This window comes from Pseudomonas sp. E45-MNA-CIBAN-0222, from assembly GCF_040310405.1.
GTDB lineage: Bacteria > Pseudomonadota > Gammaproteobacteria > Pseudomonadales > Pseudomonadaceae > Stutzerimonas > Stutzerimonas stutzeri_AC.
The window spans coordinates 1-274 of the sequence record NZ_JBEOPU010000094.1 but is presented as its reverse complement, the minus strand read 5'-3'; the positions used below and the strand labels follow the sequence as shown (position 1 = coordinate 274).

Below are 274 nucleotides of genomic sequence, written 5' to 3'. Positions count from 1 at the left end.
GATAGAGGGTAACGCTCATCACCGTGATACGGGTGACGTCTTCATTACGGCTGATCCGCAGCTGTTGCTCCATGGCCACCGCTTGGTCGTATTCCTTGCGAATCTCGTCAGTCAGGCGCTTGCCCCGGCCGGCCTGGACCGCCGCCCGGTAATCACCGTTCTCGCGACGCAGGCTGATCATTGCCTGGGCGTAGCCGTTCCATTCCACCTGCAAGGACTCCAGGCGCTTGAGACGGTCAAACTGTTGCGGATTGTCGGCCACCAACTCCTGCAA

1 protein-coding gene is annotated in these 274 nt (G+C 60.2%); it reads right to left on the bottom strand.

All coding sequences use genetic code 11. The features are described from left to right. Positions 1 to 274, bottom strand: a 274-nt coding sequence (locus tag AAEZ08_RS22910) for a CHASE3 domain-containing protein (protein WP_500125175.1), incomplete at both ends; no start/stop codon positions are given.